The sequence below is a fragment of the Phycicoccus endophyticus genome, from assembly GCF_011326735.1.
In the GTDB taxonomy this organism is placed as follows: domain Bacteria; phylum Actinomycetota; class Actinomycetes; order Actinomycetales; family Dermatophilaceae; genus Phycicoccus; species Phycicoccus endophyticus.
Genome location: NZ_JAANCN010000001.1, coordinates 469,543 through 481,760, shown reverse-complemented (window position 1 = coordinate 481,760; position 12,218 = coordinate 469,543). Strand labels below are relative to the sequence as shown.

The following is a 12,218-nucleotide window of genomic DNA, read 5'->3' as shown; positions in this document are numbered from 1 at the left end:
GGACGGCGGGGCGCCGCCACTAGACTTCCATCGCCGCCCGCCCGGGTGGCGTCCCAGCGTGGTCCGCGACGCCCGCGGCCCAGGACACGAGACAGGGTCTGATAGCCGTGAAGGTCGGTATCCCCACCGAGGTCAAGAACAACGAGTTCCGGGTCGGCATCACCCCGGTCGGTGTCCACGAGCTGTGCCGTCGCGGCCACGAGGTCTACCTCGAGCAGGGCGCCGGGCTGGGCTCGTCGATCACCGACGACGAGTACCGCGCCCAGGGGGCCCGGATCGTGCCGGACGCCGACGAGCTGTGGGGCGAGTCGGACATGGTGATGAAGGTCAAGGAGCCGGTCGAGCAGGAGTACCACCGGCTGCGCGAGGGGCTCGTCCTCTTCACCTACCTCCACCTGGCCGCCGACGAGCCGCTCACCCGTGAGCTCGTCGAGCGGCGGGTCACCTCGGTCGCCTACGAGACCGTCCAGCTGCCCTCGGGACTGCTGCCCCTGCTCTACCCGATGTCCGAGGTGGCCGGCTGCCTCGCCCCGCAGGTCGGCGCGCACTCGATGATGCGCGCGCAGGGCGGGCGTGGCGTCCTCATGGGTGGTGTCGGAGGGGTCGCCAGCGCCAAGGTCGTCGTCCTCGGCGCCGGGGTCGCCGGGCAGAACGCCGCGAACATCGCCCTCGGCATGGGCGCCGACGTCACGCTGCTCGACACCGACCTCGACAAGCTGCGGATGAGCTTCTGGCGCTACGACAACCGGGTCGCCCAGATCGCGTCCTCGACGATGGCGGTGCGCGAGCAGGTGCTCCAGGCCGACCTCGTCATCGGGACCGTCCTCGTCCCGGGTGCCAAGGCCCCCAAGCTGGTCACCGACGAGATGGTCTCCCAGATGAAGCCCGGCTCGGTGCTCGTCGACGTGGCCATCGACCAGGGCGGTTGTTTCGAGAACAGCCGGCCCACGACGCACGCCGACCCGATCTTCCAGGTCCACGACTCGATCTACTACTGCGTGGCCAACATGCCGGGGGCGGTGCCGCACACCTCGACGTGGGCACTGACCAACGCGACGCTGCCCTACGCGACGACCCTGGCCGACCGTGGCTGGCAGGCGGCGATGCAGGCCGACGACGCGCTCGCCCGCGGGCTGAACACCCACGGCGGGCAGATCACCTACGCCGCGGTCGCCGAGGCGTTCGGGATGGCGAGCATCCCCCTCGCGGAGGCGCTCTCCTGAGCGGTCCGGACCCGCAGCCGGCCCGGGCCACGGCGGTGGCCCGGGCGGCGGAGGCCTGGCTGACCCACCTCGACGTCGAACGGGGGGTCTCGCGGCACACCCTCGCCGCCTACCGCCGCGACCTCGGGCGCTGGATGGAGCACCTCGGGAGCGTCGGCGTGACCCGGCCCGAGGACGTGACGCCGGCGCACGTGGCGGAGTTCCTCGCCCGGCTGCGCGAGGGTGACGCCACGCACGGCCCCCTCGCGGCCTCCTCGGCGGCCCGCACCCTCGTCGCGGTCCGCGGGCTGCACCGCTTCCTCGCGCTCGAGGGCGTGCTCGACGCCGACCCCACCCGGGAGGTCGCGCCGCCGCGGACACCCGAGCGCCTGCCCAAGGCCATCGCCGTGGACCAGGTCGAGCGGCTGCTCGCGGCAGCCTCGGTCGGGGACACCCCCACGGCCCTGCGCGACCGCGCCCTGCTCGAGGTGCTCTACGGGACGGGGGCGCGCATCTCCGAGACGGTCGGCCTCGACGTCGACGACCTCGCAGGCGAGGAGGGCGTCGTGCGGCTGCGCGGCAAGGGCGGCAAGGAGCGGGTCGTGCCGCTCGGCTCGTACGCGAGCGAGGCGCTCTCGGCCTGGCTCGTGCGGGGCCGCCCGGCCCTCGCCGCGCACGGGCGGGGGACCCCGGCGCTCTTCCTCGGCGTCCGGGGCGCGCGGCTCTCGCGGCAGAGCGCCTGGGCCGTGCTGCGGGCCGCCGCCGAGCGGGCCGGGCTGCCCGGCCACCTCTCACCGCACACCCTGCGGCACTCCTTCGCCACCCATCTGCTCGAGGGCGGGGCGGACGTGCGCGTGGTCCAGGAGCTGCTCGGGCACGCCTCGGTCACGACCACCCAGATCTACACGCGCGTCACCGTCCAGCAGCTGCGCGAGGTGTACGCCCAGGCCCACCCGAGGGCCCGCTGAGAACGGTGCCGGCAGCGGCCCCGGGGTCGCGGTCGCCCCGGTCCCCGCTGGTAGGGTCGGCCCGATCAGCGAGAGGCTGACCGAGGCACGAGCGGCACGGGGAGTGTGAGTTGGGCGAGACCGACGCGGCGTTCCGCATCGCCACCGAGGGGCAGCTCGGACCCACCGGCCGGCCGATGCCGCACTTCCCCGACCCGGCGCCGCTGGCCAGCCACGGCCCGGCCCGGATCATCGCCATGTGCAACCAGAAGGGCGGGGTCGGCAAGACCACGACGACGATCAACCTCGGTGCCGCGCTGGCCGAGGTCGGCCGCCGGGTCCTCCTCGTCGACTTCGACCCCCAGGGCGCGCTGTCGGTCGGCCTCGGCATCCCCACCCACGACCTCGGGGTGACGGTCTACAACCTCCTGGTCGAGCGCGGGCACGACGTGCGCGAGGTCATCCAGCACACCCGCGTCGAGGGGCTCGACATCGTCCCCGCGAACATCGACCTCTCCGCCGCCGAGGTCCAGCTCGTCGGCGAGGTCGCCCGCGAGCAGATCCTCGCCCGCGTGCTGCGGCCCGTCCTCGACGACTACGACGTCGTCCTCATCGACTGCCAGCCCTCCCTGGGCCTGCTCACGGTCAACGCCCTGACCGCGGCCCACGGCGTGGTCATCCCGCTGGAGTGCGAGTTCTTCGCCATGCGCGGCGTCGCGCTGCTCGTCGAGACGATCGAGAAGATCACCGACCGGCTCAACCCGCGCCTGACGATCGACGGCATCCTCGCGACGATGTACGACGGGCGCACCCTGCACTCCCGGGAGGTCGTCGCGAGCCTCGTGGAGCACTTCGGCGACCAGGTCTTCCACACCGTCATCTCGCGCACCGTGAAGTTCCCGGACGCCACCTTGGCCGCGGAGCCGATCACGACCTACGAGTCCTCGCACAAGGGTGCCGACGCCTACCGCCAGCTCGCCCGCGAGCTCATCGCGCGCGGCGGGGCGGCCTGACCCGGATGTCCTCGCCTCCCGGGGCCCCGGAGCGCGAGAGCGCCGCCGCGGCCACCGAGCCGGCCGCCGTGCCCGGCGGCGTCATCACCCGCCGGGCGGCGGTCACCCCGTTCGAGGTGCACCTGGAGAACTTCTCCGGGCCCTTCGACCTGCTCCTCGGGCTGATCAGCAAGCACAAGCTGGACATCACCGAGATCGCCCTGGCCACGGTCACCGACGAGTTCGTCGCCTTCATCCGCCAGGCGCAGCAGTCCGAGGACGGCTGGGACCTCTCGCAGGCGACGGAGTTCCTCGTGGTCGCCTCGACGCTGCTCGACCTCAAGGCGGCGCGGTTGCTGCCCCAGGCCGGCCCGGAGGACGAGGAGGACCTCGCCCTCATCGAGGCCCGCGACATCCTCTTCGCGCGCCTCCTGCAGTACCGCGCGTTCAAGGACATCGCGCACACCTTCGGCGAGCGGATGGCGACCGCCGGGCGGCGCCACCCGCGCTCGGTGGCCCTCGAGCCGCACCTGGCGGCCCTGCTGCCCGAGCTGGTCATGACCGTCACCCCGGAGCAGCTGGCGGTGGTCGCGGCTCGGGCGATGGCACCCAAGACCGAGCCGAGCGTCGGTCTGACCCACCTGCACGCCCCCCAGGTCAGCGTGCGCGAGCAGGCCGGCGTCATCGGCGCTCGGCTGCGCCGGGAGCGGGTCGCGTCCTTCCGCAGCCTCGTCGCCGACGCCGACAGCACCCTCGTCGTCGTCGCGCGCTTCCTCGCCCTGCTCGAGCTCTTCCGGGAGTCCGCGATCGGCTTCGAGCAGGCCCAGGCCCTGGGCGACCTCACCGTGCGCTGGACCGGGCCGGAGGGCGAGGTCGAGGTCACCGACGAGTTCGACGAGCCACCGCTCGCGGCGCCCGACCCCGCCGCGGGGCCGGCCCCCGACCCCAGCCCGAAGGAGGGCACCGATGAGTGAGCCGGAGCCGACCGCGCCCGAGCCGCAGGGCGCGGCGCCCGCCGAGGGCCAGCTGGCCCTCGACGTCGCGGACCTGCCCGGGGGCGTGCCCGGCGCGCTGGAGGCCGTCCTCATGGTCGTCGACGAGCCGGTGACGACGCTGGCCCTCGCCGCCGTCCTGGAGCAGCCGGTCGAGGACGTCGAACGGGCGCTCGCCGAGCTCGAGAGAGGCTACGAGGAGCAGTCGCGCGGGTTCACCCTGCGCCAGGTGGGCGGCGGCTGGCGGATGTACAGCCGGCACGAGTACGCGCCCCTGGTCGAGCGGTTCGTGCTCGACGGCCAGCAGGCCCGGCTGACCCAGGCCTCGCTGGAGACCCTGGCGGTCATCGCCTACCGGCAGCCGGTGTCCCGCTCACGGGTCGCGGCGGTCCGGGGCGTCAACGTCGACGGGGTGATCCGCACCCTCCTCACCCGGGGGCTCATCGAGGAGGTCGGCCAGGACGAGGAGTCCACCGCGACCCTCTACGGCACGACGTCCTACTTCCTCGAGCGCCTCGGCCTCGGCAGCGTCGAGGAGCTGCCGGCTCTCGCCCCGTACCTGCCCGAGGTGGACGTCCTCGACGAGATCGCCGAAGGAGGCCGGGGATGACCCCGCCGAAGGGACGCGGCGGCCGCCGGGCCGGCGACCGGCAGCAGCGACCGCGCGGCGGGGGCAACACCCGCCGCAGCCAACCGACGACGCCCCCTCGCGAGCCGCAGCGTGCGCGGGTGGACGTCCACGACCCCGACGGTGTGCGGCTGCAGAAGCTGCTCGCCGCCGCCGGCGTCGGGTCGCGCCGGGTCTGCGAGGACCTCATCAGCCAGGGCCGGGTCGAGGTGGACGGCCAGGTGGTCACCGAGCTCGGCGTGCGCATCCGGCCCACCCAGGTCGTGCACGTCGACGGCGAACGGGTCCAGCTCGACGAGTCGCGGGTCTACCTGGCCTTCAACAAGCCGCTCAACGTCGTGACGTCGATGAGCGACGAGCTCGGGCGGGTGGACATCGGGGACTACGTCGGTGCCCGCAAGGAGCGCCTCTTCCACGTGGGGCGGCTCGACGCCGACACCGAGGGGCTGCTGCTCCTGACCAACGACGGCGACCTCGCCCACCGCCTGCAGCACCCGCGCTACGGGGTCCTGAAGACCTACCTGGCGCAGATCCCCGGGCCGGTGCCCCGTGACCTGGGGCGCCGGCTGCGCGAGGGTGTCGAGCTCGAGGACGGCCCGGTGGTCGTGGACTCCTTCCGGGTCGTGGACTCCCAGCCGGGCAAGGCGCTCGTCGAGGTCGTCCTCCACGAGGGCCGCAAGCACATCGTGCGGCGCCTGCTCGACGCCGTCGGCCACCCGGTGATCTCCCTCGTGCGCACGCAGGTGGGGCCGGTCCGGCTCGGGGACACCAAGGCGGGCAAGTGGCGGGCGCTCACCGCGACCGAGGTCGCCGCGCTGTACAAGGCCGCCGGGCTGTGATGCGCGTCCACGTCGTCGGCACCGGCCTCATCGGGACCTCGCTCGGTCTGGCCCTGACCCGGCACGGTGACGAGGTGACCCTCGAGGACGCCGTGCCGACGCACGCCGCCCTCGCCCGCGACCTCGGGGCCGGCCGGCTGCCGGGGGAGGGGGAGACGCTCGACCCGCAGCTCGTCGTCGTCGCGGCACCCCCGGACGTCACCGCCGGCTGCGTCGCCACCGCGCTCGAGCGCTGGCCCTCCGCGGCGGTCACCGACGTCGCGTCGGTCAAGGGTGCCGTGCTGGCCCGGCTGCGCGCCGCCGACGCCGACCTGGGGCGCTACTGCGGGTCGCACCCGATGGCCGGGCGCGAGCGCTCGGGCGCGGTGTCGGGCCGGCACGACCTCTTCGACGGCCGCGCCTGGGTCCTCACGCCGACCGCGGAGACCCGCCCGCAGGCCCGCGAGCTCGTCGCCGACGTCGCGCGGGCCGCCGGTGCCGCCGTCCTCGAGCTCCCGCCGGAGGGCCACGACCGCGCCGTGGCGGTGGTCTCGCACGTCCCGCAGCTGGCCGCCAGCCTCGTCGCGGCGCGGCTCGAGACGCTCGACGAGGACGCGGTGGCCCTCGCCGGCCAGGGGCTGCGCGACGTCACGCGGATCGCCGCGAGCGACCCGCACCTGTGGACCCAGATCCTTGCGGGCAACGCCCCCGCCGTCCGCGAGGTGCTCGCCGGCCTGGCCGAGGACCTCGACCGGCTGCTCGAGGCGCTGGCCGCGCTCGCCGACGGAGGCGACGCCCCGGGTGCCCGCGGGGCGCTCGCCGGGGTGATCGCCGCCGGCAACCTGGGACAGGCCCGCATCCCCGGCAAGCACGGTGCCGCCCCGACGAGCCTGGAGACGGTACGCGTCCTGCTGCCCGACGAACCCGGCCAGCTGGGGAGGCTCTTCGCCGACATCGGCGCGATCGGCGTCAACGTCGAGGAGTTCCACCTCGACCACGGCCTCGGCCAGCAGCTGGGCCTCGCCGAGGTCGAGGTGCTGCCGGCGGCCGCGGCCGGGCTGGCGCAGGCCCTGGGCGAACGGGGCTGGCGGATCCACGGGTGAGGCGGCCACTAGGCTGCGGCCCCATGGGTACGCCGCTGACGATCGCCATCGACGGTCCCTCCGGCTCCGGGAAGAGCACCGTGGCGCGTGCCGTGGCGACGCGGCTCGGCCTGGGCTACCTCGACACCGGTGCCATGTACCGGGCGCTCACCTGGTCGTGCCTCGAGCGCGGCGTCGACCTCACCGACCGGGCCGCGGTCGCGCAGGCCGCTCGTGACCTGCCGCTCGCGATGGGCACCGACCCCGCGGCCCCGAGCGTCACGGTCGACGGCACCGACGTGGGTGCCGCCATCCGCACGACCGCGGTGAGCAGCGCGGTCTCCGCGGTCGCGACCAACCTCGAGGTCCGACCGGTGCTGCAGCGCCTCCAGCGGCAGCTGATCGAGGACGTCGCGGCGCGCGCCGGTGGCGTCGTCGCGGAAGGGCGCGACATCACGACGGTCGTCGCTCCCGACGCGCGGGTGCGTGTGCTGCTCACCGCCTCCGAGGAGGCCCGCCTGCGTCGGCGCTCCGCCGAGCTGCACGGCTCGGCGGACGCGGCCGCCGTCGAGGCCACCCGCGACCAGGTCGTGCGCCGTGACCGGGACGACTCGACGGTGTCGGCGTTCACCCGGGCCGCCGACGGCGTCGCCCTCGTCGACACCTCCGAGCTCGGCCTCGAGGAGAGCATCGCCGCGGTCCTCGACGTCGTCGCGCAGCGCACCGCCGCGAGCGGCTGAGCCGCGCGTCGCCGGCACCCGCGCGCATACGGGAGAATGGGGGGATGAGCACGGACGAGCCGACCCGCACCCAGGACCCCGAGGCGATCGAGCGGGCCCTGCGTGCCGGTCTCGAGGACTTCGAGCTCGACGAGGAGGACCGCGCGCTCCTCGAGGCCGAGGGGCTGCTCGACGAGGACGGTGAGGTCCGCGCGCCCGCCCCGGTGGTCGCCGTCGTGGGTCGGCCCAACGTCGGCAAGTCCACCCTCGTCAACCGCGTCCTCGGCCGCCGGGAGGCCGTCGTCGAGGACGTCCCGGGCGTCACCCGCGACCGGGTGGCCTACGACGCGGAGTGGTCCGGGCGGCGGTTCACCCTCGTCGACACCGGCGGGTGGGCGGTCGACGCGACGGGCATCCACCTGAGGGTCGCCGAGCAGGCCGAGATCGCCGTCGAGCTCGCCGACGCGGTGCTCTTCGTCGTCGACGCCACCGTCGGGGCGACCGACGACGACGAGGCCGTCGTGCGGATGCTGCGGCGCTCGGGCAAGCCGGTCGTGCTCGTCGCGAACAAGGTCGACGACCAGCGCACCGAGGCCGACGCCGCCGCGCTGTGGAACCTCGGGCTCGGGCAGCCGTGGCCGGTCTCCGCGCTGCACGGGCGCGGGAGCGGTGACGTCCTCGACGCCCTCCTCGAGGTGCTCCCCGCCGTCTCTCGGGTGACCGCCTACCAGCCGGGGGGCCCCCGCCGGGTCGCGCTCCTGGGCCGCCCGAACGTCGGGAAGTCCTCGATGCTCAACAAGCTGACCGGCACCGACCGGGTGGTCGTCGACGACGTCGCCGGCACCACGCGCGACCCGGTCGACGAGGTCGTCGAGCTCGCGGGCCGCTCGTGGCGCTTCGTCGACACCGCCGGCATCCGCCGGCGCGTGCACCAGACGCGGGGGGCGGACTTCTACGCCTCCCTGCGCACCCAGACCGCGCTGGAGAAGGCCGAGGTCGCGGTCGTCCTCATCGACGCGAGCGAGCCGATCGCCGAGCAGGACGTCCGGGTGGTCCAGCAGGTCATCGACGCCGGCCGGGCGCTCGTCATCGCGTACAACAAGTGGGACCTGACCGACGAGGAGCGTCGGCACTTCCTCGAGCGGGAGATCGAGCGCGACCTCGTCCAGGTGCCCTGGGCGCCCCGGGTCAACCTCTCGGCACGCACCGGTCGCCATCTCGAGCGCCTCGTGCCGGCCCTCGACCGGGCGCTGGACTCCTGGGAGACCCGCGTGCCGACCGCGCGGCTGAACGCCTTCCTCGGCGAGGTCGTCGCCGCCCACCCGCACCCCGTCCGCGGCGGGAAGCAGCCCCGCATCCTCTTCGCCACCCAGGCCGGCACCCGCCCCCCGCGGTTCGTCCTCTTCGCCTCGGGGTTCATCGAGGCCGGCTACCGCCGCTTCGTCGAGCGCCGGCTGCGCGAGGAGTTCGGCTTCGAGGGGACCCCGATCGAGATCTCCGTCCGGGTGCGCGAGAAGCGCCGGGCCCGCCGCTGAGGCGGGCGGATTCGGCCGCGCGGGTGGGCGTGGGATAAGGTTTCGACCGCTCCCGTGAGGGAGCAGCCACGGGCTGTGGCGCAGCTTGGTAGCGCACTTGACTGGGGGTCAAGGGGTCGCAGGTTCAAATCCTGTCAGCCCGACCAGTTGCCCTGGAGGAGAGGCCGTCTCCCCGGGGCCATGGCGATCTCGTCTCCGGTGGCCAGAGGCCTACGCACCCCGTGGCGTGGCAGCGGGCCCGGGATCGGCGAAGAAGGCGAGCTCGTGGGCGCTGGAGAGCTCGAACGCCCGGAACATCCTCGTCCGATCGGCCGCACCGGCCGCGGCCGCCGCTTCGGTGACGTGCCGGATGGCCTGGTCGTTCGCCTGCGCGAAGGCCGGGTCGGCGTAGGTGGCCAGCCACGACGCGTAGGGGTGGCCCGGGTCCCGGGCGCGCTCGCCGAGCTCGCCGGCCTCCAGCCGTCGGCCCAGGTCGGTGTACAGCCAGAAGCACGGCAGGACGGCGGCGACGAGCCGGCCGTAGTCGCCGGCGAACGCCGCCGAGCGCAGGTGGTCGAGGTAGGCGGTCGTCGCCGCGGAGGGTGCCAGGTCGACGGTGGCCGCCCCGAGGTCGCCGTCGGGGTCCAGCCACGATGCGTGCAGCTCCAGCTCACCGGCGATCGCGCCGTGCGCGGCCTGCGCCCAGAACGCCTGCTCGGTCGGTGTCGGAGCGATCCGGGCGGCCTGCGCGAGCACGCGCGCGTAGTCGCGCAGGTACAGCGCGTCCTGGCCCAGGTAGGTCAGGAAGCGTTCGCGCTCCAGGGTGCCGTCGGCGAGTGCCCGGATGAACGGCAGCTCGTCGATGCGGGCGCGGATGCCGGCGATGCGCCCCCACCACTCGTCGGCGACCTCCGCCGCGGCCGGCCGGGTCTCCAGCCCGCCGCGGGACCACAGCCCGGCGAAGTGGCTGACCGGCCCGTGCCCGCCCCCGACGCGGAGGCGGTCGGCGGCCCGCAGCGACTCGCGCAGCCACCCGCGCGCGGCCGCCACCGCGTCGGCGGGGCTGTCGCCGTGTGCGAGCCGGGTGGCGAGCGCCGAGGACAGCGAGCAGCCGGTGCCGTGGGTGTGGACGGTGGCGATGCGGGGTCCGGGGAACTCCTGCCGCACCCCCCGGGTCGCGTCGACCAGCGCGTCGGGCGCCTCGTCGCCGGGCAGGTGGCCACCCTTGACCAGCAGGGCGACGCCGAGTGACGCCGACAGCTCCTGCGCTGCGTCGAGCGCCTCCTCCCAGCCGTCGACCGCTCGCCCCGCGAGCACGGAGAGCTCGGCGAGGTTGGGGGTCGCCACGTCGGCCCGCACGAGCAGCTCGCGCAGCGCCACCTCCGCGTCGGGGTCGAGCAGGCGGTCGCCGCTCGTGGCGACCATGACGGGGTCGACGACGACGACCGGCGGGCGCACCGCGTCGAGCCAGTCGGCGACGGTGCGGATGACGTCCGCGTCCGAGAGCATCCCGATCTTGACGGCGTCGACCGCGACGTCGTCCGACACGGCGTCGAGCTGCTGACCGAGGAAGTCGACGGGCGGGACGTGCACGGCCCGCACGCCGCGGGTGTTCTGGGCCGTGAGCGCGGTGAGCACCGCCATGCCGTAGCCGCCGTTGGCGGCGATGGACTTCAGGTCGGCCTGGATGCCGGCGCCCCCCGAGGGGTCGCTCCCGGCGATGCTGAGCACCCGGGGCGCGATGCCCGCCCGCCAGCGACGGGCGAGGTCTGCCGCCTCCGCCTCCGGGTCGTCCGCGGCGCACAGCGCGGAGACGACCGCGACCCCCGCGGCCCCGGCGTCCCGCAGTGCCTCGACGTCGTCGGGGCCGATGCCGCCGATGGCCACGCACGGGAGCGGGGTGGCCGCGGCCAGGGCACGGAACCCGTCGACGCCGAGCGCGGGTGGATGGTCGGGCTTGGTGCGCGTGGGCCGGACCACGCCGACGCCGAGGTAGTCGACCGTGCCGGCGGGCAGGGCGCTCACCGCGGCGAGCTGGTCGGGACGGTTCGCGGTGAGCCCGATGAGCGCGTCCGACCCGAGCCTCGCGCGCGCCCACCTCACGTCCGCGTCGTTCTGGCCGACGTGGACGCCGTCGACACGCGCCCCCCGCTCCCTCGCCGCCACCGCTGCGTCCACCCGGTCGTCGACGAGGAGGAGGGCACGACCGTCGATGACCGCCGCGAGCTCGACGAGCTGTTCGACGACCTCGGCGTCGGTCGCCGTCTTGTCGCGCAGCTGCACGACCCGCACCCCGCCGGCGACGGCGAGCCGGACGGTCTCGACGACGCCTCGCTCGCCGCACAGCACGGGGTCGGTGACGAGATGCAGCGACAGGTCGGCGGTCACAGCGTGCCCGCCTCGACGCGCGCCGCGGCGGCCAGCTCTCCGGGCTCCAGGGCGTCCAGCGCGTCGAGCAGCCCGACCGCGAAGCTGCCGGGCCCGGCCGCTGCCTGCGCGGCCCGCTCGGCGGCGACGGTGTAGACGAGGGTGGCCGAGGCGACCGCGAGGAGCGGGTCGGCCGAGAGGTGGGCGGCCCCACCGAGGAAGGCCGCCATGAGCGCTCCCAGGGCGCAGCCCCCGCCGGTGACGCGCGTCAGCAGCACGTGGCCGTTCGCGATGCGCCATGTCCGCTCGCCGTCGGTGACGAGATCGACCGGTCCGGACACGGCGACGACGCTGCCGTGCCTGCGGGCCAGCAGCACCGCTGCCTCGAGCGCGGCGTCCGTGCTGTCCGTTGCGTCCACGCCGCGCCCTCCCGCGCTGAGACCGGCGAGCGCCAGGATCTCGGAGGCGTTGCCCCGGACCGCGGTCGGGCGTTGCCGCGCCAGCGCGTGCGCGAGCTCGGTGCGCACCGGTAGCGCGCCGACCGCGACGGGGTCGAGCACCCACGGGGTGCCGGCTGCCGTGACGGCCCCCACCGCCTCGAGAGCCGCGGCGCGCTGCTCCGGGGTGGGGGTGCCCAGGTTGACCAGCAGGCCCGAGGCGCCCTCGGCGAACCTCCCGGCCTCACCGACGATGTCGACCATCGCCGGCGCCGCGCCGACCGCGAGCAGCGCGTTGGCCGTGAAGCCGGTGACGACCGTGTTCGTGATGCACTGCGTCAGTGGCGGTCGCTCGCGCAGCGCGCCGAGGAGCTCCGCGGCGGCGGCGGGCAGGGTCGAGCCGAGTTCCGAATGCAGACGTGCGCTCATGGCGACATCCCTCCGCTAGTACGAACTAGAGCAGGTTCGACGGGTGTGATCTCAGCCGCCCGTGGCGGCACCCCGTGCCACTACCTGCGCA

At 74.9% G+C, this 12,218-nt stretch carries 11 protein-coding genes, 1 tRNA gene and 1 riboswitch; of the genes, 10 read left to right on the top strand and 2 right to left on the bottom strand.

The features are described from left to right. Positions 1-107 precede the first annotated feature (107 nt). From ald to G8D98_RS02315, 10 genes are all read left to right on the top strand, one after another. A complete protein-coding gene (ald, locus tag G8D98_RS02360) occupies positions 108-1,223 on the top strand; it encodes an alanine dehydrogenase (protein ID WP_166098509.1) in 1,116 nt (371 codons plus the stop codon). Positions 1,224-1,258: 35 nt separating this feature from the next. After that, positions 1,259-2,170 carry a site-specific tyrosine recombinase XerD gene (gene xerD / locus G8D98_RS02355; RefSeq protein ID WP_308788805.1) on the top strand — a complete coding sequence of 304 codons (912 nt, stop codon included), beginning with the start codon at positions 1,259-1,261 and terminating at the stop codon, positions 2,168-2,170. Between the two features lie 176 nt (positions 2,171-2,346). After that, positions 2,347-3,162, top strand: a complete 816-nt coding sequence (locus G8D98_RS02350; RefSeq protein WP_166098930.1) for a ParA family protein — start codon at positions 2,347-2,349, stop codon at positions 3,160-3,162. A 5-nt stretch (positions 3,163-3,167) separates the two neighbouring features. Then, positions 3,168-4,115: a segregation and condensation protein A gene (locus G8D98_RS02345; RefSeq protein ID WP_166098506.1), complete on the top strand. Its 948-nt coding sequence runs from the start codon at positions 3,168-3,170 to the stop codon at positions 4,113-4,115. After that, positions 4,108-4,743: an SMC-Scp complex subunit ScpB gene (scpB, locus tag G8D98_RS02340; RefSeq protein WP_166098504.1), complete on the top strand. Its 636-nt coding sequence runs from the start codon at positions 4,108-4,110 to the stop codon at positions 4,741-4,743. The genes G8D98_RS02345 and scpB overlap by 8 nt, the downstream gene beginning before the upstream one ends. Then, positions 4,740-5,600, top strand: coding sequence for a pseudouridine synthase (locus G8D98_RS02335; protein WP_166098501.1), 861 nt, complete (start codon positions 4,740-4,742; stop codon positions 5,598-5,600). The genes scpB and G8D98_RS02335 overlap by 4 nt, the downstream gene beginning before the upstream one ends. Beyond that, positions 5,600-6,682, top strand: coding sequence for a prephenate dehydrogenase (locus G8D98_RS02330; RefSeq protein WP_166098499.1), 1,083 nt, complete (start codon positions 5,600-5,602; stop codon positions 6,680-6,682). The genes G8D98_RS02335 and G8D98_RS02330 overlap by 1 nt, the downstream gene beginning before the upstream one ends. Before the next feature lie 23 nt (positions 6,683-6,705). Continuing rightward, positions 6,706-7,401: a (d)CMP kinase gene (gene cmk, locus G8D98_RS02325; protein ID WP_166098496.1), complete on the top strand. Its 696-nt coding sequence runs from the start codon at positions 6,706-6,708 to the stop codon at positions 7,399-7,401. A gap of 44 nt (positions 7,402-7,445) precedes the next feature. Further along, complete coding sequence (der, locus tag G8D98_RS02320) at positions 7,446-8,915, top strand: ribosome biogenesis GTPase Der (protein ID WP_166098494.1); 1,470 nt, start codon at positions 7,446-7,448, stop codon at positions 8,913-8,915. 69 nt (positions 8,916-8,984) lie between these two features. Next, positions 8,985-9,061: transfer RNA gene (locus G8D98_RS02315), tRNA-Pro, on the top strand. A gap of 64 nt (positions 9,062-9,125) precedes the next feature. Here the strand turns inward: G8D98_RS02315 and G8D98_RS02310 are convergent. Both G8D98_RS02310 and thiM read right to left on the bottom strand, forming a co-directional pair. Then, positions 9,126-11,282 carry a bifunctional hydroxymethylpyrimidine kinase/phosphomethylpyrimidine kinase gene (locus tag G8D98_RS02310; RefSeq protein ID WP_166098492.1) on the bottom strand — a complete coding sequence of 719 codons (2,157 nt, stop codon included), beginning with the start codon at positions 11,280-11,282 and terminating at the stop codon, positions 9,126-9,128. Further along, complete coding sequence (gene thiM, locus G8D98_RS02305) at positions 11,279-12,127, bottom strand: hydroxyethylthiazole kinase (RefSeq protein ID WP_166098489.1); 849 nt, start codon at positions 12,125-12,127, stop codon at positions 11,279-11,281. The genes G8D98_RS02310 and thiM overlap by 4 nt, the downstream gene beginning before the upstream one ends. Next, positions 12,118-12,212: riboswitch (TPP riboswitch) on the bottom strand. It overlaps the preceding gene by 10 nt. Positions 12,213-12,218 lie beyond the last annotated feature (6 nt).